Raw genomic sequence first — 507 nt, forward strand, 5'->3', positions numbered from 1 at the left:
ACTAAAGAAGATTTAGAGCAATATCTTCATATGATAGAAGAAGCAGAAAAACGTGATCATAGAAAGATTGGTAAGGCTTTAGATTTATTTCATTTCCAGGAAGAGTCTCCTGGGATAGCTTTTTGGCATGATAATGGAACTAGGATTTGGCGTGAAGTAGAAGACTATATGAGAGCTTCTAACAATAAATATGGTTGTGGTGAAATTCGTACGCCATTAATAGCAGATTTTAGTTTATGGGAAAAATCTGGACATGCTTCAAAATATGCTGAAAATATGTTCTCAACTAAATCAGAAAATAGAGATTTCGCAATTAGACCAATGAACTGCCCAACTTGTGTGCAGGTTTATAATACTAAATTACATAGTTATCGCGATTTACCTATTAGAATGGCTGAGTTTGGTATAGTACATAGAAATGAGCCATCAGGATCTTTGCATGGTTTGATGAGGGTTCGAAGCTTTACTCAAGATGATGGTCATATTTTTTGTTCACCTGAGCAAGTT

At 34.9% G+C, this 507-nt stretch carries 1 protein-coding gene; it reads left to right on the forward strand.

Translation table 11 applies throughout. From position 1 onward, the window contains the following. The coding region (locus DNK84_RS13805) for a threonine--tRNA ligase (RefSeq protein ID WP_268876911.1) at positions 1 to 507 on the forward strand (507 nt) is incomplete at both ends.

Origin of the sequence: Facilibium subflavum, assembly GCF_003574485.1 — a bacterium.
GTDB lineage: Bacteria > Pseudomonadota > Gammaproteobacteria > Francisellales > Francisellaceae > Facilibium > Facilibium subflavum.